Source organism: Pedobacter suwonensis (genome assembly GCF_900111825.1).
GTDB lineage: Bacteria > Bacteroidota > Bacteroidia > Sphingobacteriales > Sphingobacteriaceae > Pedobacter > Pedobacter suwonensis.
On sequence record NZ_FOJM01000012.1, the window covers coordinates 193,799 to 217,455 of the forward strand.

The 23,657-nt window shown below is 39.6% G+C and carries 17 protein-coding genes; 8 read left to right on the forward strand and 9 right to left on the reverse strand.

Translation table 11 applies throughout. The features are described from left to right. Positions 1 to 3: 3 nt before the first annotated feature. The 8 genes from BM107_RS16460 to BM107_RS16490 all read right to left on the reverse strand — a co-directional run bounded on the left by BM107_RS16460 (position 4) and on the right by BM107_RS16490 (position 9,691). Positions 4 to 1,143, reverse strand: coding sequence for a vWA domain-containing protein (locus BM107_RS16460; RefSeq protein WP_090985299.1), 1,140 nt, complete (start codon positions 1,141 to 1,143; stop codon positions 4 to 6). Between the two features lie 9 nt (positions 1,144 to 1,152). After that, positions 1,153 to 3,375: a DUF5682 family protein gene (locus BM107_RS16465; RefSeq protein WP_090985302.1), complete on the reverse strand. Its 2,223-nt coding sequence runs from the start codon at positions 3,373 to 3,375 to the stop codon at positions 1,153 to 1,155. A 1-nt stretch (position 3,376) separates the two neighbouring features. Continuing rightward, entirely contained in the window at positions 3,377 to 4,459 is a 1,083-nt protein-coding gene (locus BM107_RS16470) for an ATP-binding protein (protein WP_090985304.1), read from the reverse strand. Between the two features lie 12 nt (positions 4,460 to 4,471). After that, positions 4,472 to 5,932: a DUF5691 domain-containing protein gene (locus BM107_RS16475; protein ID WP_090985306.1), complete on the reverse strand. Its 1,461-nt coding sequence runs from the start codon at positions 5,930 to 5,932 to the stop codon at positions 4,472 to 4,474. Then, positions 5,929 to 7,119 (reverse strand): SWIM zinc finger family protein, encoded by a 1,191-nt coding sequence (locus tag BM107_RS16480; RefSeq protein WP_159435256.1) that lies wholly within the window; start codon positions 7,117 to 7,119, stop codon positions 5,929 to 5,931. The genes BM107_RS16475 and BM107_RS16480 overlap by 4 nt, the downstream gene beginning before the upstream one ends. Beyond that, positions 7,065 to 7,238 (reverse strand): hypothetical protein, encoded by a 174-nt coding sequence (locus BM107_RS24720; protein WP_159435257.1) that lies wholly within the window; start codon positions 7,236 to 7,238, stop codon positions 7,065 to 7,067. Before BM107_RS24720 ends, BM107_RS16480 begins: the two co-directional genes overlap by 55 nt. 378 nt (positions 7,239 to 7,616) lie before the next feature. After that, complete coding sequence (locus BM107_RS16485; protein ID WP_090985310.1) at positions 7,617 to 9,119, reverse strand: outer membrane beta-barrel protein; 1,503 nt, start codon at positions 9,117 to 9,119, stop codon at positions 7,617 to 7,619. Beyond that, complete coding sequence (locus BM107_RS16490) at positions 9,116 to 9,691, reverse strand: RNA polymerase sigma factor (protein ID WP_090985312.1); 576 nt, start codon at positions 9,689 to 9,691, stop codon at positions 9,116 to 9,118. The genes BM107_RS16485 and BM107_RS16490 overlap by 4 nt, the downstream gene beginning before the upstream one ends. Positions 9,692 to 9,854: 163 nt before the next feature. On the opposite strand from BM107_RS16490, the gene BM107_RS16495 reads away from it, so the two are divergent. The 8 genes from BM107_RS16495 to BM107_RS16535 all read left to right on the forward strand — a co-directional run bounded on the left by BM107_RS16495 (position 9,855) and on the right by BM107_RS16535 (position 22,259). After that, on the forward strand, positions 9,855 to 10,757 hold the full coding sequence (locus tag BM107_RS16495) for a class I SAM-dependent methyltransferase (protein WP_090985314.1): 903 nt from the start codon (positions 9,855 to 9,857) through the stop codon (positions 10,755 to 10,757). A gap of 653 nt (positions 10,758 to 11,410) precedes the next feature. Continuing rightward, positions 11,411 to 13,225, forward strand: coding sequence for an HU domain-containing protein (locus tag BM107_RS16505; RefSeq protein ID WP_090985318.1), 1,815 nt, complete (start codon positions 11,411 to 11,413; stop codon positions 13,223 to 13,225). Next, positions 13,225 to 13,929, forward strand: a complete 705-nt coding sequence (locus BM107_RS16510; protein WP_090985321.1) for a MotA/TolQ/ExbB proton channel family protein — start codon at positions 13,225 to 13,227, stop codon at positions 13,927 to 13,929. Before BM107_RS16505 ends, BM107_RS16510 begins: the two co-directional genes overlap by 1 nt. After that, entirely contained in the window at positions 13,929 to 14,330 is a 402-nt protein-coding gene (locus tag BM107_RS16515; protein WP_025144642.1) for an ExbD/TolR family protein, read from the forward strand. Before BM107_RS16510 ends, BM107_RS16515 begins: the two co-directional genes overlap by 1 nt. Beyond that, on the forward strand, positions 14,330 to 15,169 hold the full coding sequence (locus BM107_RS16520) for an energy transducer TonB (protein WP_090985324.1): 840 nt from the start codon (positions 14,330 to 14,332) through the stop codon (positions 15,167 to 15,169). Before BM107_RS16515 ends, BM107_RS16520 begins: the two co-directional genes overlap by 1 nt. 350 nt (positions 15,170 to 15,519) lie before the next feature. Then, positions 15,520 to 16,809: a bifunctional folylpolyglutamate synthase/dihydrofolate synthase gene (locus BM107_RS16525; protein ID WP_090985326.1), complete on the forward strand. Its 1,290-nt coding sequence runs from the start codon at positions 15,520 to 15,522 to the stop codon at positions 16,807 to 16,809. Positions 16,810 to 16,876: 67 nt separating this feature from the next. Beyond that, positions 16,877 to 18,535 (forward strand): alkaline phosphatase PafA, encoded by a 1,659-nt coding sequence (pafA, locus tag BM107_RS16530; protein ID WP_090985327.1) that lies wholly within the window; start codon positions 16,877 to 16,879, stop codon positions 18,533 to 18,535. Between the two features lie 328 nt (positions 18,536 to 18,863). Continuing rightward, positions 18,864 to 22,259 (forward strand): methylmalonyl-CoA mutase family protein, encoded by a 3,396-nt coding sequence (locus BM107_RS16535; protein WP_090985329.1) that lies wholly within the window; start codon positions 18,864 to 18,866, stop codon positions 22,257 to 22,259. Between the two features lie 63 nt (positions 22,260 to 22,322). Here the strand turns inward: BM107_RS16535 and BM107_RS16540 are convergent, their stop codons facing one another. After that, a complete protein-coding gene (locus tag BM107_RS16540; RefSeq protein WP_090985332.1) occupies positions 22,323 to 23,303 on the reverse strand; it encodes an acyl-ACP desaturase in 981 nt (326 codons plus the stop codon). Between the last annotated feature and the right edge of the window lie 354 nt (positions 23,304 to 23,657).

Below are 23,657 nucleotides of genomic sequence, written 5' to 3' on the forward strand. Positions count from 1 at the left end.
GTTTTATTTGGCATGTACTTTAATATCATGATCGCCAGCCCATTGATTAATGTCTTGTTTATTCAACGCCGCTGCCATTAATTCGGGAAACAGATCAGGCGTACAGGCAAAAACAGGTACGCCCAGTGACGATAGAAATTCGGCATTGTGGTGATCAAAAGCTGTTGAGCCATCATCATTAAGCGCCAAAAGTGTAATCAATTGTACCCCATTGTTAACCAGCTGTGCAGCCATATTTTTCATTGCTTCCAAATTCCCGCCTTCGTATAAATCGGTAATCAGTATCAATACCGTATCCAACGGCTTTGTTATTATCTGAGCACAATAGGTTAATGCCTTATTGATATCGGTACCTCCTCCGAGCTGAACACCAAAAAGCAGATCAACCGGATCATGGAGTTCCTCGGTTAAATCAGCAACTTCGGTATCAAAAACCACCATTTTGGTATTAATTGCCGGAATTGAAGCCATTACGGCGCCAAAAATCCCCGAATAAACTACAGAGGTTCCCATCGATCCACTTTGATCCAAACAGAGCACAATGTCTTTCATTGATTTCCGTTTCCGTCCATAACCGATTCGGATTTCAGGAATAACGGTTTTATATTCAGGTTGGTAATGTTTAAGGTTCCGTTTAATGGTTTCGGCCCAGTTGATCTCGTTATGTTTGGGCCTTCTGTTTCTCGCTGAACGGTTAAGACTCCCAATGATGGCCTGTTGGGTTGGCGTCATTAATTTCTGCATCAGCTCATCAACTACTTTTTGAACCACTAAACGTGCCGTTGCCTTTGTTTTTTGAGGAATAGCCCGGCCTAAAGTCATTAAGTTTGCCACCAAATGAACGTCAGGAATAAGTGTTCCGAGTATCTCTGGCTCGTTGAGCATAGAAGTAAGATTGATCCGTTTAATAGCATCTTGCTGCATTACTTTTACCACAGTTTGCGGAAAGTATTCACGGATATCACCCAGCCATCTCGAAACATTTGGCGATGAAGGTCCTAAACCACCTTTCCGATCTGAGTTATATAAAGCCTCCAAAGTATTGTCGATGCCGGTTTCCTGCTTTGTGAGCACTACATCCAGCTCCTGCCGGGTTTGCCCGCCCAATATCAGCCTCCATCTTTTTTCTAGTTCTTCTTGCATAGCATAAGCTTAAAAACCAAGTATTTTTTCGAGTACAGGCAAAACCATTTCCGCCCGCGCTACATCAACTTCATCCTTCTGTGTAAAGCTTCTCCCTAACGTCGGTGCCTGCTTAACCTTTTGTGCAATACTATTTTTTTCGGATGGGGTATAAGCGGCAAAGGTTCTTCTCAACAGTGGAACAACCTCTAAAAATACTTCAGCACTTACTTCCGATAACCAGTTATTCAGAATTTCCCAAATTTCGTGGTCAAAGACTAAAACCGTTGCTGCATCTTTTAAAAAGCCTTCTATCCACAAGGCAGAATATGATGGATCATTACCCCCAGAAAGTGCCCTGCTAAATTTCAGGGCAGTTTCCTCTGTACCAATTACTTTTGAATCGTACAATAGTTTACAGCAGGTCCCATGAACCAGCGGTACCACATTTTTTTGTTTTAATACTGTGGCAAGGGTTTCGAGCCAAGCGTTTTTCATCATCTCATCTTCCAAAAACAAAATCGCTTTGTTTACAGCTTTGATCTTATCTGCAACAAGAACAGACTGCTCTTCATCAATTCCGAAACAGCTCGATGGCAAACCTGCATTTAAACGAAAAAAGATCGATTGTAGAATAGCACCTATGGTTTCCTGATCAGTTTTACGAACGTTGCCATAGCGGCTTACTTCCGTTAATGGGATAAATGCATCCATTAGCATGGCGATATCTGATGTCATCGCGGCCAGTTCATCCATCCTCGTCAACAATATTTGTACACCTTCGTGAAGATCAGCAGGTAGTGCTTTGCTTACCAGTTCAGTGATCTGGGCAAGGTGTCCACAGTTAGATGAAATATGTTTCAGGTAATGGTTACAGGCCGATTCAACCGTATTGCCCCAAGGTGCTTTTTCGAGTAGCGCAATGGACAGCTCGGGATACCAGAGCAATAGCCACTCTTCCTTAAAAGTACCTTTACCCGAAATATATCTTTGCTTTGCCCATTTAATATCCAATATCAGCAAGCGATGGAACAGGATACTTTTTTGCAGACCACTTGTTTCCCTTAAATCTAAATTAAGTATTTTTTCTTCGTTGATTACTTTTAGGCGCAGGCTTTTAACCTGTTGTTCAAAATCTTTCTGCAGGGGTACCTGTGGAATTCCCGCTGGTACAGATCCCATATCGTTACCGATAATCAGTTCCGATCTGATTAGTTGCATCTGAATATCATCGCCCATACACATTACTGTTTGGGTGGCTTCATTGAGTTCTTTTAAGCCAGCTTTGCTTAGATTTCTTAATGCTGCCAAGGTATTAGCCAGCCTTACAGCCTCAATAATGTGTGCGGAAGAGATGTCGATCTTGTTACTCCTGAAAACATTGGCACTGTAGGTTAACCACCTTGTGCCATCATCATTTTGGTTGTTCCAGATATGCTTGTACCAGCCAGGCGAATCCAAACCAGCACCATACCCACTTTCGAAAGCAAGGCGGTCATTCGTCCATGGAATCCATGTAGTTTCGATTTTAGTTTTAGGCAAATTTTTTAACAGTGCATCATCATCCTTTTGTTTGGGCATATTCTGTAAGGCAGGTACATGCCAAGCTCCACATATTACCGTAATTGAACTATACATTTCACGTTCTGCCTGCCTGATGCCTCTACGCATAAATGCCTCACGGATTTTTTCAACCTTGTTATTCTCTGTTAGCCCCTCCCTTAATGCGCCTATGGCCTCTCCTATTGATGCAAAAACATCTTCGGGTTGCTTTGCAATCTCGAAATGATGTTCCCACCACTCTTCCTGATCATCGAAACCAGCAATCTCAGCCAGATGGGATAACGGATTTTTAGTAACAGGAATAAAGTCCGCTACTTCATCTGCCATACCTATATCAGGTGTAGCATTTTCGGGTGATTCCTCTGCATGCACTTCTACCAGTTTATGGATAAGGGGCATATCGATAAACCTTACCGGAATTTTATTTTTCAAACCATAAACAATGGCCTGCCACTCTGGCGAAAATTCTGCAAAAGGATAAAACACGGATTGTTTCGGATTATCAGGCACATAAGCCAATAAGGCAACCGGCGGTTTCATTTCCTGATCGCCCACCCACTTTAAAATAGCCTCTCCCTCTGGTGGACCTTCAACCAATATCACATCGGGCCTGAGGTTTTGCAGTGCTTCCAGAACATGGCGGGCAGATCCGGGGCCATGGTGCCTGATTCCTAAAAGATGAACAGACATATTAAACGATATCTCTACAAGCCCTATAAATGTCTTTCCATCCGTCTTTTTGTTTCAGAACGGTTTCCATGTATTCCTGCATCACAATTTTATCTTGTACAGGATCTTTGATTACCGAACCGATAATACCGCTGGCAATATCATCAGCTTTTAAAGATCCGTCGCCGAAATGATAGGCCAATGCCAATCCATTATTCATTACTGAAATGGCTTCTGCCGTACTTAGCGTGCCCGACGGCGATTTCAGTTTGGTTTTACCATCAAGCGAAACACCGTTACGGAGTTCCCTAAAAATGGTTACGATCCTCCTGATCTCTTCGGTTATCGATTTTTGAACAGGCAGGTTAATTGACATGCTAAAACTGGCCACCCTTTGTTCAACAATATTAACTTCTTCCTCAATTGAAGTAGGTACAGGTAAAATAACCGTATTAAAACGTCTTTTTAGTGCGCTTGAGAGTTCATTTACCCCTTTATCCCGGTTATTTGCGGTTGCAATTACGTTAAAACCCTGCACCGCCTGCACCTGCGTATTTAGTTCGGGTATAGGTAACATTTTTTCGGACAGAATGGTAATCAGTGAATCCTGAACATCGGCTGCAATTCTGGTAAGCTCTTCAATACGTACAATCTTGCCTTCTTTCATTGCCCGCATTACAGGTGTTTCTACAATGGCTTCTTTAACCGGACCTGCTGATAATAACATGGCATAATTCCAGCCATAACGCACCGCTTCCTCACTGGTACCTGCCGTACCTTGTATCACCAGATTAGAATCGCCGGTAATCGCAGCAGTAATGTGTTCTGAAACCCATGATTTGGCCGTACCTGGTAAACCATATAACAATAAAGCCCTATCGGTAGTTAACGTCGCTACAGCGATTTCCATCAGCCTTCTGTTACCAATATATTTTGGGGTTACCTCAAAACCATTCCCCAGTTTTTTGCCCATTAAATAATCGATCACGGCATGTGGCGATAACTGCCAGTTTACAGGTTTTACATGTTTATCTTCCTTTTTTAACTCTTCAATTTCCTGCTTAAACTGTTGTTCGGCAGCTTGTCTTAATACGTTATTCTCCACGCTAATTAGATTTTAAAATTTTAGTGTTTGCCTCAACTCGATATAGCGAACCATCGCTACTACCTGGTTACTGAAATATTTTGCCTGATAATGGTCTGAAGCTGGTGTTTCGAATTTTTTCATGAGTGGTAACAGGCTATCAGGCATTGATAAAGCCAGCTTTTGATAAACGTTGGTCTGGATTGCATAAGGATTATCAGATAGTTTTTTAAAAATCCGTTCTGCAATAACCGTTTCTATAATATCATAACTTTCCAAAAGCAAATCCAATACCCTGTTGAAATCAGTTTCGAGTAGTTCTTTAATAAAAGTCGTCCGCTCTTTAGGATTAACATACTTTAGCAGTTCGATTCCATTCTCAATGCCTAATTCAAGCAGTTTTTTACTTAATAACCCATCTTTAAAATGAATTGCTGTATTTTTCAGAAAAGGTTTAAAAACCTCAGCATGTTGATCGCCTAATACCAGTTTCAGCCAATCTTCTACCGAAAGGTTAAATTTTGAAGCCAGCGTCCCGATATCGATAAACTCAAAAATCTGGGCCACCCAAAAAACAGCGTCATCAATACCTTTTTGTGAACTGATTTTCTCCAAACCATATTTAAACAATTCATCACCCGGTGTAACCCCAGGATCAATAGCCAAAACCTTTTTCTTTGCAATAAGCATTACCCGTTCTTCTTTAACGGAAAGGATATTGATAAGATAGTTTAAAAATAGCTGATTTACTGCGGTACCTGGCACTAATTTAAGCAGGTAAATAGCAATATCTCTTACTTTTTTGCTCTTATCGTTTAAAACTGACATTAAAAAAGTTTCGTCGTTGATGGAAAGATTGATTTCCAACAAAGCGATAAATTCGACCCTTACATTTGCGTTTTCCTGTTGCAGATCAGCTAATAACGCCAAAGCGTCTGATGGCGAATCTGCTCTTAAATCTGCAAAATAGTTTAGGCGCCATTCCAGGTTACCTGTTTCCCAATCCTGCCCTGACGAAACGGAATCAAAAAGTTCCGCCCAGTTTTTATTGATGCCTGCCAGCCAATTTCCCGTTTCACCACAGGCTGTTAAGACTGCTTCGGCTTTCCGTTTCTGTAATAAAGCTTTATTTAAAGCAATGGTAACCAGATCTGCACCAAATATTTTATTGGCCTGATTGGTTCGGTAAACCAAGTAATAAAATAACACATCGTCTTTTAACCGGAGTGCTGATTTGACCTGAAAACCAGTAAATGCATCTACTTCGTTTTTTTCTTCATCCGGACAACCTTGCTGAGCACCGCTATAAACATCAGGTATCCTACCTGATTCGTGATACAGGAAATTTACCGCAGCATTTTTCAAAAAAGCATCTTCCTTATCTATCTGCCCGGCTATAATTCGGTTACCTATTCCGACTAAATCGGGAATTGGATCAAAAGTCACTTTATCAGTGCCTAAAAGGGCTGTTTTTATAATTTTCTGATCGCTCATTTTATCGGGTAATGTTTATCATTTATAAAAACTGAAGCTAAGTTGATCTGCTCATTCTGATAAATACCAAAGCATACGAAAGAATTACCCTTGGTGATGGAAAGGATTAGCCAACATTCATCTTCAGAATTGCTCAATAAAATGAGTTTCTGATCCGAATCAACCAAAAACCACGTTTCTTTTTCAAAAACCAGCTTTACAGACGATAGTAAAAAAGGAATTTCTTCTGCAAACGGATTGATGGCTAATAAAGCCGAAACGTGCCTGAAAAGATCCGCAATATTACTTTGCGTTTCTGGAAAGAACTGAACATTCTCTTTTCGAACTTCACCTTTAAATAAGGCCCTTAAAGGTGTGGGCGAAGGATAAAATGCAAGCGCTGCATGAACAACATCTCCCGGTATTAAATTATTGGCATTAGCCTGAATCGTAGTATAGAAATTAATAATAAGTGCATAACACTTGGTTTTTTCACCGTAAAGCCAGATTTTCTCCGTTTTCAGATTATTATCTTCGGTAGTGTCAATCGATAGTACACACCAATCGTCAGTTATACCTGTGTTCGCCAGTATTTCCTCTTTTGATATATTCCACCCAACCAGCGACCTTACTTCCTGTTTAAGATCTTCCGGAAGCAGTTGCTGATTTTTATAGGCCTCTGTAAGCAGGTAAGTTTTGCTTAGCGATTTGATCAGTGCTTTTTGCCAACCCTCTTTGTAAAAATTAATATTATTCAATCTTTTAAGGTTATTAGCTAAACCACCAGCCTGTGCATCTACCATCCTTGCAACTATATTTTTGTTAAAATCATAGGCATTCTGTGGAATATGCATGATACCGCTACGCACTAAATCTTTAATCCACAACCTAAGTTCCTCAATACCTGAATCAACTTTTTTAGTCCTCGCTTCTAGTCTCTTTTGCTGGGCTTTCTCATCTACTACTGCATCTTCTTTAGGTCTTTTTTCTTCCTGTTTCGCAGAACGTTTATTGATCCACTCTTCTACATGTGGCGCCATATTCTCTTCACAGGAAAAAACAGATGAATTAGAAACATATAGAAAAAGTAGCCCCAAGCCGTGTTTACAAGGAAATTTCCTGCTGGGACAAGAACACTTAAAAGCAAGATTAACTAAATCGATAATGGTTTTATACGGTGTTTTACCACTCCCCTGACAATCCCCCAAAGTGCTTTTTCGTGAGCAGCCGTAACTACCCATTTCGATGGCGTAGCTAATGCTTTCCCTGCTTTTACAGATGCATCATCGGGAGCAAACTTTAAAATCTGTTCGTGCGTAAACTTCATCCTTCATTAATGAGGTTATCCGGATGCATTCTGGAAATCGAGGATTGGGTTTTACTGTATATTTTTTTCATTTGAGCGTTCCATCTATTTAGCATAAGTTAAAACCAAATATAAAAATTACTTATAATCCTTAACATGCCTCACTAAAAATTCATCAAAATATAATACATCAAGCGTATTTGTTTATTTTTAGTAGACGATTATTCGTTATGTAAAAGAAAAGGAGCTATTAGCACGAAGCTAGATATAAGCAAGTTGAGGCAGATTTTTTGAATTATTTGAATTTTTATTGCAGCTCAATATTTAAATGTAAAAAAATCTGACTGGCAGCTACTTATCCCCTTGTAAAACCACACCCAAAGCCTATTTTTAACGTGTTTACCGAAACCTGTACCCTACTCCAATCCTAAAAAAATGATTACGCTGTTTAAAAGAACCCAAACTATTATTTAGATTGTATGGGGTTAACCATTGGTAGCTGGCATTAACATCAAATTGTTTAATATGAATGTTGATGCCCCCTGTAATTCCGATGTTTACCCTATTGTTTACGGTATTGGTATTAACTAAGATAGAGTCGATTTGCTTGCTATGGTATAACGTATCGCTCGGATTGACTATTGGATTTAATTTGGTGATTCCTATAGATTGCTTGCCTACAAAACTAACTATCGGACCAGCTTTCAAATCGATATGTTTTGATAACTTATACGCAGCAGCTAATGGAATATCGATTGTAATCAATTTTCGCGTCGTAGCAATGATAAGCGGTGGTACCGAGTCTGGTCGGTAATAACTCGGATGTGTAAATTCCCCTGCAATTTTTTGGTTACTGTTGGCATTTAAACCAACTGTAAGTTGCCAGTTTTTATTGAGTGCATAGGAACCAAATAAACCTATATAAAAACTATTATTTCCTTTTTGCACATTCATCCCGGAGTTTAAACCATAACTATACTTTGAAGCAATAGAACCGTTTTGTTTGGTTTTATTCGTTCTGATTTTAGGCAAGCTGATATTTGTTTCCTTTTGATTTTTACCATTAGCAATACGTTCAGCTTTTTTATCATAATGCCGTGTTCTGTTATCTTGATTCCCTGATAGATTTTGAAAGTCATTAGCTTTAACTACCGGTATTGCTATACGCTGAATTTTTAGGGGAAGATCAATATAGGTAACTCCTTGTTGATATTGCTTTGGCCACGATAATAATTTGCCGCTCTTCCCAAATAAGCTGTTCTCCTTTTGATCAGTATTGCTGATGACTTCCACTTTTGAACTGGATTTCAGGTTTATCTTATTTAAATCTTCAATTGATTCGACTTGACTAGACTCTTTTGCAACAAAATATTTGTTGTTTAAAGGAGTAACTGCATTTGCTTTCATGGTTGTTGAAGCGTTTTTCTGCATTTGCCGGGCCGGTTTTTCCAGCTCAGAAGCATTATCGCTAACAAATTTATTTTGCTCCACATTTGCATTCAATGAATCCTCTGCGCCATTGAGGCTATCTCTGATTATCGTACTGTCAGCTATTTCATTATAATTTAATACCTTATTGCTATCCACAAGCATCGAATCCGAAAAGACCGATTTAACTTTATTTTCTATTTCATTCTGCTTATTGTCCGATTTTTTAAGTGTGAAGTAGCCCACAGTGGAGGCTGCAGCAGCTACAGAGAAGGTATATCCTATTATTTTAACTACTTTTAATAGTTTGGTGCCTGTTGATAAATGTGGTCCGTGGCCACCACCCGTACCGATTGGCATTTTTTCATTGAGCAGTTTCTGCATACCTGTCCATGAGGCATCAGCAGCATCCTTGACAGGCAAACCATCAAATTTATCGCGCCAGAGTTTATGATACCATGCTGAATTTTTCATTTCTTTTTCGTTTTTTCAGTTGGTTTATCAATGGCTGAGGACGCTAACATTTCCCTCAACTGTTTCTTCGCTTCAGAGAGATGCCACCTTGAGGTGCTCTCGGTAATATTCAGATGTTCCCCTATCTCCTTATGCGAATAGCCATCTATAATCGAAAGGTTAAAAACCAGCTGCGTAGCGGCTGGCAATAAGCGTATCAATTTGAGGAGATCCTCAACAAAAAGTTTATCTAATACTGAGGGTTGAATAAAGATTTCTTCTATTTCATCCGGACTAACGGTTTCATTAAACTTGGCTTCTCTTCTGCCAATATCAATGCATGATCTCACCATGACCGTTCTGATCCAGGCTCCAAATTCTCCTTTTTTTGCATCGAAGGTTTGGATGTGCTGAAAAATCTTCAAAAAACCGGTGTTTAGTGCATCTTGTGCCAAATCATCAGATTTTAAATAACGGAAACATATACGCAGCATATCGGCATAGTAAAGTTTATAGAGCCTCTCCTGTGCTTGCCGCTCATTAGCTTTACAGCCTTTGATCAGTTTAGTATCTTGCTTAGAAAAAAGGTTCATCCATTTGGTTCGGTAAGCGGTTTTTCTTCATCGTGTTGTAAGAGGATTACGAGATGAATATGAAAAACGCTGGGTTAAAATTAATTTATTTTTTGCTACGCTATTTTATTTTCGACCAAGCGTTTATAATAATGCCTTCGTATAAGTTTATAAAACCTGTTATATGCACCATACCGAAAGCTACAATAGACATGATGAATGGTATAACACACATTTCCCATCTGAAAGTGCTAAAACCGTTTTTTATGAACGAGCCATGGCCACCGGTAAAGATAATATAGCTTATTGGCTTCAAAAACTGTTCTTTAACTGTATTGATCCGCTTTTAACAAAAAAGAAACAAAGTTGGCTTACCATAGGTGATGGTTATGGATTTGATGCGCAATACATCCTTAGTTCAGGCAACATTGTATTAGCAACTGATCTCAATACAGATTTTCTAAATATTGCACTAAAAAGAGGGATTATTGATGCCTGTGCTGCGGAGAATGCAGAAAAACTTACACAAGAATACAATAGTTTTGATTTTGTACTTTGTAAAGAATCCTATCACCACTTTCCAAGGCCCTATGCTGCCATGTACGAAATGATCAGGGTAGCCAAACATGGCGTAATCGTTATAGAGCCACAAGATCCGGTAATCAAGATGCCACTGCTATTGATGTTAAGCAATCTTCTGAACCGGAATGCGCATTTTTTAAATAAATTATGGAATAACCGCTTTTCATTTGAGCCGGTCGGAAATTTTGTTTATAAGGTTTCGGAAAGAGAATTTGAAAAGTTAGCAGCTGGTTTAGGCCTGCCTCTAATCGGCTTTAAAAAGATTAATCCAAATTACTGGTTTAAAGGAGCAGATCTGGTATCAACCGAGCGCTATAGTAAAAAGTTTTTCTTTATCAGATTAAAGAAGTTTATCCTTGATGTTCTTGTCAGGATAAAAACCATGCCCTCGCAGGTATTAGCCACCGTTATTTTTAAACAGTTGCCGGATGAGTGTACAATAACTCTCCTCAAGGAGAATGGATACCATCTGGTTTACATTCCACAAAACCCATATTTAGATTAAGCCCAACACTTCCAACCATTACCAAAATATGAGAACCAAAACAACCGTAATAACCCTTTACATCTGCTCCTTTTTAACTTTAGCAGCTTTTTTACTGCTCACTTACTTTTATTATCCGCTTATAAACTGGGGCGATTTTTTTACTGCCGCCAGCCTGTTTCTTCCCGTAGCAACCGGATTGCTTGTTTCAGCATTACTTCTATTCCTGGGTATATACCTGGCTATTAAAGCAATTAATTATCGAAAGGAAAAAAAACATGTGAGATACTTTTGAGCAAGGATGCGATTTACATGATTAATATTTGTATGCGCTGTGATTTTTAACCTGATAATTTTTACCCCTAAAAACAACATTTGAGCAGGCTAGCCTCGGTTCTCCTGCTTTTTTTACTATCATTACATCACAACATTAGGCCATTAACCCGGTTATATTGATCTTGTCATTTGCTTACTCGCATACCATTTCTATCTTTGTAACCGTTATCTTTGCACGGATACAGCTATACCTTTAAAGGACTGTAGTTTCTTCATAGTTGAAACAACAATCTGTACCGGTTTTTGTCCCCTTTTAGAATAGGATGTATAATAGCATCCACAGACACTATTTGAAGGTAAAATATAATTTTTAATTTAAAACGCTTAATTTTACCCGAATGGATATCTTATCATACCTGTTGGCACTCTTGCAGCAACGCAAAGAAGTTGGTATTACCGGCTTGGGCACCTTTTATAAGAAAAAATACCCTGGAAGATACGATAAGGAAAAGCAAACGTTTTTGCCTCCAGGCTATACGCTCCGGTTTTCCGAAGAAGTAACCGAACAGGAAGCTTTGGCTAACTTTATTTCAACTAAACTCAATATTACAAATGAAGATGCCCTCAATCGCATTGCAAAGTTTGTTGAAGTAGTAAATGAAAAACTTGAAGTAGACCACGAGGCCGAACTTGAAAATACCGGACGCTTATTTTTTACTGAACAAGGTTTAGCTTTCGAACCAGTTAAAGACATGAATTATGGTTCGGAATTTTACGGACTTCCACCGCTGGAAGAAACGATCGTTGAAGAGGTAAAAACAGATTTACCAAAGAACGAAGAGGAAGAGGTTTATGACGAAATTGCGGAGGCGCCAGTTGCACCATCTCCTTTTGAGAATAAGTCATACCAGGCTCCTGTAATCGAAAATGTAGAACTGGATGAAGTAAAAGACGATCTTAAAAACACCTTAAAACATACAAGAACCGATACATCAGCAATTACTGAAGCACCCGAATTTATTAAGGAACAGCATGAAGAACATCCAAACCGTTTTGGCCATACACCAGAATCGGAATTAGAAAATATTGCTGCTGATCGGCAGATCAGTAAAACGCAAGAACCTGCTGAAACAGAAGAAACGGTAAACATTACTAGGGAAGTAGAGGTCCCTGAATCAGTTATAACGCAACACGAGGAACATCCCAACCGTTTCGGTCATGCACCAGAATCAGAGGTAGAAAATATTGCTGCTGAGCACCGTGCTGTTGAAGATAGTCAAACGAATAAAACCGAACAGGTAAAAGATACCGGCGTAACCAGCCCGGTTGAAGACGTTAACCAGGTTGGTGTTCCTGCATCGATAGTAGAACAGCACGAGGAAAATCCTGACCGTTTTGGGCATAGACCAGAAGCAGAAAAAAATGCAGAAGCAGCAGGCCCTGAACCGGTTCTACCCCCACAAGATTATTCGGGCCGTTTTTCATTGAGGCCAGAAACGGATGAGCCAAAAACATATATTAATTTAGAAGAGGAAATTAAAAATGAAGAGCCCGTAATTGAGGCACCAGCTTTTATAAAAGAACAGCATGCTGAGCATCCAAACCGTTTTGGCCATGACCCGCTCGAACACAGCAATGAAGCTAGGCAAGGTATGTCTGCCTGGTTAATGATTACGATTGCAATTGTGGCTTTGCTTGTGGTTGCGGCAATAACCTTTTTGATTAAGCCCGAGTTATTTACAGGAGAAACAACCGGTACTGAGAAACCTGCACAAGTAATTATTGATTCGCCTAAGGTTGCAGTGGATACTTTGAAAGCGAAACAGGATTCAATAGCCAAAACCGATAGTATATTAAAGGCTAATCAGATTCAGCAAAAAACAGATACCGTTAAAAAAGAAGTGGTTAAACCTGTGGCTAAGCCAGCTATCGAAACGCCTAAAGAAAACAAAGTTGTACCAAACACTGGTCCTTCTACGTTCTATGTTATCGCAGCATCTTTCCAATCAGAAAAAAAGGCGCTTGTTTTTATCAAACAAATGGAAAAAATTGGTTTAAAGGCCGAAATAGCATCTGTTCCGGGCCGTTTAAAAAAGGTGAGTATAGCAAGCTTCAGCACAGAAAAAGAAGCTAAAGAGCAAAAAGATATTTTAGAGAAAAAACTTAAAGGCAAAGGGTATTTCGTACAACAAAAACACAACACACAACCATAATGATAACTTTATTAATTCAGGACACCACACAAGCATTGCAAGACACAGCAAATGCAATTAACCAAACATTAACACAACCACAGCAAGAACTCCATTTTATCGATCTGCTTTTTAAAGGCGGATGGGTAATGATTCCGTTGGCTTTTTTGGCTTTTTTGGCTTTGATTATTTTTGTTGAACGTTATTTAACCATTAAAAAAGCCACAAAAGATGAGGCTAACCTTATGGCGCAAACCCGGTCTTATATCCAATCCGGAAATTTAGATGGCGCCATGTCGCTTTTAAGAAATAACAACTCCCCTCTTTCGCGCATGTTGCAAAAAGGTTTAAAACGCATTGGCCGCCCGATTAAAGATATTGAAGGCGCAATTGAAAATGTGGGCAAATTAGAAGTTTCTAAATTAGAGAAGAACATCAGTATCCTGGGTATTGTTGCAGGTATTGCGCCAATGCTCGGTTTCGTAGGTACAATTGTGGGGGTAATTACCATTTTCCACCAGGTATCGATTAAGGGAGCAATCGAAATCGGAACAATTTCCGGTGGTTTATATACCAAAATGATTACCTCTGCAACCGGATTAATTATCGGGATTATTGCTTATGTACTCTATCATATCTTAAATATTATGGTTGAGAAAATCATTCTTAAAATGGAGACCGATGCAATTGATTTTATTGATTTACTAGAAGAACCGGGCAAATAATGAATTTACGCAAAAGAACAAAAGGATCGGTAGAAGTACACACTTCAGCGTTGAACGATATTATGTTCTTCCTGATGCTGTTTTTCTTATTGGCCTCTGCAGTAGTCAATCCTACAGTAGTAAAATTATTGTTGCCACAATCATCAAGCGGACAGCAGTCTACCGCCAAAAAAGCAGTTACCGTTACGATAGACGAAAATTTAAAATATTTCGTTGAAAAGAAACCAGTGAGCATTGAGGAATTAGAGCCTACCCTGGCATCATATCAAAAGCTGGCACCAGATATGACCATACTTTTATATGTATCGCGCAATGTAACTTATCAGGATGGATTTGTGGTGAACGATATTGCCAATAAACTGAAATTGAAACTTGTTGTAGCCGTTGAACCAAAAAAATAATGAACTACAAAGCACAAAACGTACCTCAGGAGGAAAACAATTATCCAAAGGCCATTGCTATAGCAAGCGGTATTATGGGATTTTTGTTATTGATCAGCTTTTTTATTGTGATTGGTTCATTCCAACCACCTGAAGAAGTAGGTATGGGCGGCATGGTGGTAAATTACGGAACCTCGGCAGAAGGTATGGGCGATGATTATACCAGCATTGAAGAACCATCTGCGGATCCAAATGCGAATGGTAAAGCGCCTGAAAAGGTAACACCTGAAGAGAAGGTTACACCAAATACCGCCACCGAAAGTAGTGATAAAGAGGTACAAACACAGAATACAGAAGATGCCATTGCCGTAAATACCAAACCCACAAAAGCTACAACAACTGCACCTACGCCTGTTACAGAAGATAAACCTGCTAAGCCGGTAATTAACCAAAATGCACTTTACAAAGGCAAGAAAAATACCGGTCAGGGACAAGGAGACGGTACCGGAAAAACGCCAGGCAACCAGGGTGATAAAGATGGCGATCCGTTAGCATCAAATTATGGTGAAGGTGGCTCGGGAAATGGGAATGTACAGCTATCTTTAGCCAGCAGAAAATTTATCGATATCCCCAGGATACAGGATGATGGACAGAGTGCAGGAAAAATTGCCGTCCAGATACGTGTAGACAAAAATGGCAAAGTTGTACAGGCACGCGCCGGAGCTAAAGGTACAACCTTATCTGATTTAGCCCTCTGGAGAAAATGCGAGCAGGCTGTATTGGGTGCAAGTTTAAACAAACTGGAATCCGCTCCAGATGTACAAACCGGAATTGTGATGTTTAATTTTAAAGTTAAATAATTTTTATTGTGCTGTCAGATATTACTATCTGACAGACTATTTGTTCAAAAGCTTAATAGGATTTCTTAACGATTAATGATGCATGAGTATCATCTAAACTATAAGTCAGATGGCAACATCTGACGTCACCTACAAATAATTTATTGTGCTGTCAGATATTACTATCTGACAGACTATTTGTTCAAAAGCTTGATAGGATCTCTTAACGATTAATTATGCATGAGTATCATATAAACTATAAGTCAGATGGCAACATCTGACTTCACCAACAAACTTTTGAAATTGCTTCAACAAAATCTTTCTCATTTCATTTCATAATTACGCTAGTCAACCTATATTTGACGTATATTATGAACTACCAACAAACGCTTGATTTTTTATACAGTAAACTTCCGATGTTTACCCGCGTTGGCGCATCAGCATTTAAAAAAGATTTAACGAATACCATCATCCTTTGCGAAGCGCTGGATAACCCTCAACATAAATTTAAAAGCATCCATGTGGCCGGAACAAACGGGAAGGGTTCAACATCCCACATGCTCGCTTCCGTGCTACAGGCTCAGGGATATAAAACGGGATTGTATACTTCACCCCATCTGAAAGATTTCCGGGAGCGCATTCGCATCAACGGAAAAATGATCAGCAAAACTGAAGTGGTATCATTCGTAAAAGAACAACAAAAACTCATCGAAAAAACCGAACCTTCCTTTTTTGAAGTAACTGTTGCGATGGCGTTCGATCATTTTGCAAAACATCAGGTAGATGTAGCAGTAATTGAAGTGGGTTTGGGCGGGAGGCTGGATTCTACCAATATCATCACCCCGGAAATTTCAGTCATCACCAATATCAGCCTCGATCACATGAATATGCTCGGGAATACCCTTGCAGAAATTGCAGGAGAAAAAGCAGGCATCATCAAAAAGAGTATCCCAGTGGTGATTGGCGAAACGCAAGAAGAATCTGCGCCAGTTTTCATTAAAAAAGCCAACATTGAACAAGCGCCGATTGTTTTTGCCGACCAGGTACTAACCACACAGGATCTTAAAGTCAAAAACAGTAAACTTTCCGTATCCGTTTATCAGGGAAGAGAAATCAAATATAAAGATCTTCAAAGTGATCTTACCGGAATTTATCAGCATAAAAATATATTAACCGTTCTCCAAACCCTGACTGTGCTGAACGAGAAAACCGAAATAAAAACGGATCAGCAAAGTGTTTACAAAGGCATCAGCCAGGTTAAAAAGCAAACTGGTTTACAGGGACGTTGGCAAACTTTAAGCAGAACGCCCTTGGTAATCTGCGATACGGGACATAACGAAGCTGGCATTACTGAGGTGATTAAAAATATAACACAAACGCCTTACCAGAACCTGCACATTGTTTTCGGCATGGTTAACGATAAAGACATTTCGAAGGTATTGTTGTTAATGCCAAAAAATGCAACTTATTATTTTTGCAAACCCGCTTTAGAACGCGGTTTAGATGCAGATCGCTTAAAAGAACAGGCTGCCGCACATGGCCTAACAGGAAAAAGTTTTACTTCAGTTCTTGAAGCAAAAGCAACTGCTATTCAATCGGCAAGCCCTAAAGACCTGGTTTTTATTGGTGGAAGCACGTTTGTAGTGGCCGAAGCGATATAAAATCTTTACATTAACTTCAAAGTAGCTTTATCTAAATTCATTACTTTAGCCCTTTAACTAAAGCATAATGAATAAAATATTCCGTTTAATCTTTACCGTTTCTATTTTTTCGATCTCATTTTCATCCGCCCAAACCAAAAAAACAAGCACAACATCTGCCAAAGCATTTCCTGCGGAGGTTGCACGTCCAAAATTGGTGGTAGGTCTGGTGGTCGACCAAATGCGCTGGGATTATTTATACCGCTATTATAACCGCTACACTAATGGTGGTTTTAAAAGGCTGATCAATGAAGGTTTTTCTGTTGAAAACACCTTTATTCCCTATACACCGACATATACTGCATGTGGTCACACTTGCATCTACACGGGTTCAGTTCCAGCTGTTCATGGTATTATCGGTAATGACTGGTACGATCCTGAAACCAGAAAAAGTGTTTACTGCACAGAAGATTCTTCGGTTTCTACAGTGGGCAGTACACCTTCATCAGAAGGCAATATGTCGCCAAAAAATATGCTCACCACAACCATAACTGATGAGTTGAGACTGGCTACAAACTTTAAAGGGAAAGTAATCGGTATTTCTTTGAAAGACAGAGGTTCCATCCTTCCTGCTGGTCACGCCGCAAATGCAGCGTATTGGTACCAGGGTAGTACCGGAAACTGGATAACCAGTACCTATTATATGAAAGAGGTTCCGGGCTGGATTGCCGATTATAACAAACTGAAACTCGCGAACAAGTTTTATGCAAAAAACTGGGAAACGCTATATCCGATCAATACCTATGTAAACAGCACAAAAGATGAGAATGCATATGAAGGTAAATCAAGTACATTTCCACACCAGCTAACACAAAACATTGATAAAAATTTCGATGCCATCAGAAGTACACCTTATGGCAATACCATCACTTTAGATTTAGCTAAACTCGCTATTCTTTCCGAAGACCTGGGGCAAGACAACATCACCGACTTTTTAGCAGTAAGCTGTTCTTCTACAGACTATATTGGTCATGCTTACGGACCAAACTCTATTGAGGCTGAAGATACTTACTTGCGTTTGGATAAAGATTTCGAAGAGTTTTTCAACTATCTGGATAAAAAGGTAGGTAAAGGAAATTATACTGTATTTCTAACGGCCGACCATGGCGCTGCCCATGTACCTGGCTTTATGCAAGAGAATAAGCTACCTGCCGGTGTGGTGAGCGACAGAGAAATCGCAAGTAAATTAAATACCTATTTAAACGATAAATTTAAGTTAGACAATGTCGTATTAAAATCGATGAATAACCAGATCATCTTTGATCATGACAAGACAGACAAAGCAGATATCAGCTTCGATGTGATTAAATCCGCCTCGGTTGAATTCTTAAAAAGACAGGATGGTTTTCAGAATGCGGTAGATATTGCGAAAGTATCGCAGGCAACACTTCAGGAGATCCAGAAGAAAATGATTACCAACGGATACAATGCCCGTAGAAGTGGCGATATTTATTATATTTTACAACCGAACTGGTTTAATGGTGGCAGCACGGGAACCACACATGGTAACTGGAATCCTTACGACTCGCACATTCCTTTGGTATTTATGGGTTGGGGAATTAAGCCAGGTGCCACCAACACCACGCATTACATGACAGATATTGCACCAACATTAGCGGCTCTACTGCATATCCAAACCCCGAATGGAACAGTAGGTGAACCGATCACTGAAATCATCAACAAATAATTTTAAAAAAACTATGCCCGCCAGCATAGTTTTTTTGTTATTAATTCAATCGTCTCGACTGAAATACAGTGGAATGGAGCGATCTGCCTCAATAGATTTAGCTCCGCTGAAAACTTTTTGGTTCTCGATTGCAGTATGAGACCGTTTATCATTAACCACAATAGCGGTTATTTACTTTAATTTAGGTAAAATTTATAGCTGAACCAAAAGCCATAACGGTATAGGGTATTCGTGCTTTAAGCAGCATAATTTAGTACATTTGCATACCAAATATTTTTGGAAACAAGGATTGGTTACCAGAGCATGCCAGTCCTTTAAATCCCATAGTATGCAACCAGTAGAAATCTATAAACCTAAAAATAAAATCCGTTTTGTAACCGCTGCGTCCCTTTTCGACGGACACGATGCCACCATTAACATCATGCGCCGTATCCTGCAGTCATCAGGAGCTGAGGTTATCCATCTTGGCCACAACCGTTCGGTTGAAGAGGTGGTGAACTGTGCCATTCAGGAGGATGTACAAGGTATTGCCATGACCTCCTATCAGGGCGGACATATTGAATATTTTAAATATATGTATGATCTTTTACAGGAAAGAGGATCGGGTCATATTAAAATATTTGCAGGTGGCGGCGGCGTGATTCTACCTTCAGAGATTGAAGAATTACAGGCCTACGGAATTGCCAGAATCTACTCTCCTGATGATGGACGTAAAATGGGGCTGCAAGGCATGATTAATGATATGCTGATACAAACTGATTTTGTAACCAAAACAGACATTGGCAATGATCTCAAAAGCATCTCCACGGAAGATATCAAAGCTATAGCTGGTGCCATTACTGTTGCAGAAAATGATCCTGAAGCTGCTCAAAAATTTGTTGACGAATTAAAGCGTTTATCTCGGAATAATAATGCTCCTGTTGTAGGTATTACCGGAACCGGTGGTGCAGGAAAATCATCCTTGGTCGATGAATTGGTCCGTCGATTCCTGGTTGAAGTAAAAGATAAAACCCTGGCTATCATTTCGGTCGATCCTTCAAAGAGAAAAACAGGAGGTGCCTTACTTGGCGACCGGATCCGCATGAATGCGATTAATAATTCAAGGGTTTACATGCGCTCATTGGCAACCCGACAGGCCAACCTGGCTTTATCAAAAAACGTACAGGAAAGTATCGATATCTGTAGGGCTGCAGGTTATGATCTGATTATTGTAGAAACCTCGGGCATTGGCCAGTCGGATACTGAAATTACCGAACACTGTGATGTTTCATTATATGTGATGACACCTGAATTTGGGGCAGCTACACAACTCGAAAAAATCGATATGCTAGATTTTGCTGATCTGGTAGCGATTAACAAATTTGATAAACGAGGGGCTTTGGATGCACTAAGGGATGTGCGTAAACAATATAAGCGCAACCATAACATTTTCGATGCTAAAGACGATGAAATTCCAGTGTATGGTACTATGGCTTCCCAATTTAATGATCCGGGAATGAATAACCTGTTCGTCGCTTTAATGGATCAGATTAAATTAAAAACCGGAATTGATTTTAAGGCAAAAATGGAATTAACCTCCGATCAGTCAGAGAAAATTTACATTATTCCTCCCGATCGGATCAGGTATTTGGCAGAAATTGCAGAGGCAAGCCAAACATACAATGATTGGGTAGAGAAACAGGTTAGCATCGCCCGTAAAATGTACCAGCTTAAAGGGGTAATAGACTTATTAGGTGAGACTAATCCACTATCTTTAGAAAAAGATTCTCAGAATGAGATATCAAATAACCTAAAGGCAAGCTATGAATTCTTCGAAGAGCAATTAGATGGCGAATGCAAACGCCTATTGCGCCAATGGCCAGAAACCAAAAAAGCATACAAAGAGGAGTTTTTCATTTATAAAGTCCGCGATAAAGAAATTAAACAGCCTTTATTTTACGAATCACTTTCAAAACTAAATATCCCAAAGGTATCTCTGCCAAGATATGAAGACTGGGGCGATATTTTAAGATGGTTGTTAACCGAAAACCTTCCGGGTGAATTCCCCTATGCGGCAGGCGTTTTTCCTCTAAAAAGAGACGGTGAAGATCCTACCAGAATGTTTGCCGGAGAAGGTGGCCCTGAACGAACAAATAAACGTTTTCATTATGTATCATTAGGTCAACCGGCACATCGCTTATCTACCGCTTTTGATTCCGTTACACTTTATGGAGAAGATCCGCATATCCGCCCCGATATTTACGGTAAAATCGGTAATTCCGGTGTAAGCATCGCCACTTTGGATGATGCCAAAAAACTATATTCCGGTTTTGACCTATGTGCACCCTCCACGTCAGTTTCAATGACTATTAATGGCCCGGCACCAATGTTATTAGGTTTTTTCATGAATGCGGCGATTGATCAGCAATGCGAAAAATACATCATTGAAAATGGTCTGACAGAAGAAGTAGAGGCTAAAATTGTTTCAATCTATAAAGTCAAAAATATAGAAAGACCATCTTATAATGGCGCATTACCGGAAGGAAATAACGGCTTAGGTTTAATGCTTTTGGGTGTCACTGGCGATCAGGTTCTTCCTGCCGATGTTTATGCCACTATTAAAGCTAAAGCCATCAGTTCAGTACGGGGAACGGTTCAGGCTGATATTTTAAAAGAAGATCAGGCGCAAAATACCTGTATCTTTTCTACAGAGTTTGCTTTAAGAATGATGGGCGACATTCAGAAATACTTTATCGATGAGAAAGTGAGAAATTTCTACTCGGTATCTATTTCCGGCTATCACATTGCAGAAGCGGGTGCCAATCCTATTTCTCAGCTGGCATTTACCTTAAGTAATGGATTTACCTTTGTTGAATATTATTTAAGCAGGGGCATGCATATTGATGACTTTGCGCCTAACCTGTCTTTCTTCTTCTCCAATGGTATCGATCCTGAGTACGCCGTTATAGGCCGCGTAGCCAGAAGAATTTGGGCTAAAGCCATCAAAAACAAATACAAAGGAAACGACCGCTCGCAAAAGCTTAAATACCACATTCAAACTTCAGGCCGTTCATTACATGCTCAGGAAATCGATTTTAACGACATCAGAACTACGCTACAGGCACTTTACGCCATCTACGACAATTGCAATTCCCTTCATACTAATGCGTACGACGAAGCCATCACCACCCCAACGGAAGAATCGGTAAGGAGAGCCATGGCCATCCAGTTGATCATTAACAGAGAATTAGGTCTGGCTAAAAATGAAAATCCGCTACAAGGTGCTTTCATTATTGAAGCATTGACTGATCTGGTTGAAGAAGCTGTTCTATCCGAATTTAAACGAATCAACGATCGTGGTGGTGTTTTGGGCGCAATGGAGACGATGTATCAACGTGGAAAAATCCAGGAAGAAAGTTTGTATTACGAAACGCTCAAACATACAGGTGAATACCCGATAGTAGGTGTGAATACCTTTCTCAATAAAAATGGTTCACCTACCATTGTTCCGGGAGAGGTAATTCGTGCAACGGAGGATGAAAAACAATACCAGATTGCTGCATTACAACAATTTCACAACCGTAATGAAGACCGTGCAGCGGATTTGTTAAAACAACTTCAAAAATCAGCCGTAGCAGGTGATAATATTTTTGAGCAACTTATGGAAGTGTGTAAAATATGCTCATTAGGCCAGATTAGCAATGCCCTTTACGAAGTGGGTGGCCAATACAGAAGAAATATGTAAGGGAATAAGCCAAAAAAAATCCCTCGATTTACATCGGGGGACTCCACATATTTTTTTAACCGACTATCCGGCAATCCAGCTAAATTTATAATCAATCGTTGGATTTTTCATACGTTCTGCAACACGTAATAAACGCGAAGGCAATGCCATAATATAATCACGTGCTTTTTCACCTGCTTCATTTAAATCACGCATGCCTTCAATTTTCCAGTCCTCGATTAACTGCTGCATAATTTCAACATAATCAATTGCCGTGTAAACACCTAAACGTTGCGCAGCATCTGTAAAGTGACCAAATGTTTGACCTATTTTTAAACCTACCTCACGTAAGAAATGTGCAGGCATGACAATTTTTTTACGCATCATGTCTTCAAAAGCCAGCATGGCTTCATTAGGATCAACCTCGAAAATACGGTTCATAAAATCCTTATAAGCTTTGGCGTGCCTTGCCTCATCAGAAGCGATTACACCACACATTCTCGATAATAAAGTATCACCATCTTTTTTGGCTAAAGAAGCTACCCTTCGGTGAGAAATATTGGTTGCCATCTCCTGAAAAGAGGTATAAATAAAGTTGCGATAAGGGTCATGACCAGTACCAATATCGAAACCATCGGCAATCAGGTATTGTGTAGAGATTTCCATCTGGCGCATATCTACGCGACCAGACAAGTATAAATATTTATTCAATAAATCACCATGGCGGTTCTCTTCAGCAGTCCAGTGTCTGTTCCATTTCATCCAGCCACCATCTTCTTTCATACTCGGCCCCTGCACCATTGATAACCACGATTCGTAAGTAGGCAAAGCTTCTTCAGTAATCGTGTCGCCAATCAATACCGCTACAAGATCGTAAGAAAGGTCCTTTGCATTATCCCTTAAAATTCTGATATCTTGATAAAATGTTTCGCTCGTAGAGTCAGGAAGGAAATCAGATGGTTGCCAGTTCGTATCAATTGGTTTAAGATAGGTATCCATCATCTCCAGCATATACGTTTCAATATGCACCATTACTTCCCTTCTTTTATCTGCAAAAAAACTCATTACTTATGATTATATTTTTAATAAGAACAAAGATAACCAAATATTGTGGCAAACCTTGTGATATTAAACATATTTAGTATTAATCAGTTTTAAATTTAACCACAATTGGCAACCTTAAGAGAAATAATTTTAATCTCCAGTCCAAAAGGTATGCCGCAACCATCGGGGCTATTTAATCAGGAACATAACGTAAAATATGGAAGATGTAAAACGGATGATGGAATGGTCTCTGCGAAGATCAGCGTTTTCTGCGGGAGCACAACCTTAACTTTTCTCAACTCCTTAATGGTTTAAATACCTCTTGGTCTTGGAGCGCAGTGTCCCGAGCATTTGGGATAGGTCCCGTCCTGCTGT